Annotated in this window: 1 protein-coding gene; it reads right to left on the bottom strand. The window is 74.8% G+C overall.

Going from position 1 to position 290, the window contains the following annotated elements; all coding sequences use genetic code 11:
- The coding region (locus IH13_RS0125550) for a gamma-glutamyltransferase (protein ID WP_031088245.1) at nt 1-290 on the bottom strand (290 nt) is incomplete at both ends.

Here is a 290-nt window from a genome sequence, read left to right as displayed (position 1 = left end):
CCCGTCGCGGGCCAGCCGCTCGGCGGGTTCCAGCACCTGCCGCAGGGACTTGCTGCCCCAGGAGTCGAGGGCCTTCTGCCAGGTGGCCGGGGTGCCAGGGGTGCCGACCGCGAGACCGCTGGTGACGGCGGCGTCGAAGGGGATCGGCTTCCCGCCCTCCAGGAAGAGCGAGGAGTCGGCGCTGCGGGGCGCGGTCTCCCGGCCGTCGATGGTCGAGACGCGGTGGGTCCGGGCGTCGTAGTGGACGAAATAGCCTCCGCCGCCGACGCCCGCCGAGTACGGCTCCGGGG

The sequence above is a fragment of the Streptomyces sp. NRRL WC-3549 genome (assembly GCF_000721935.1).
In the GTDB taxonomy this organism is placed as follows: Bacteria; Actinomycetota; Actinomycetes; order Streptomycetales; family Streptomycetaceae; genus Streptomyces.
Note: the sequence above shows the minus strand (reverse complement) of the source record. Positions and strands in the feature narration are given on the sequence as shown.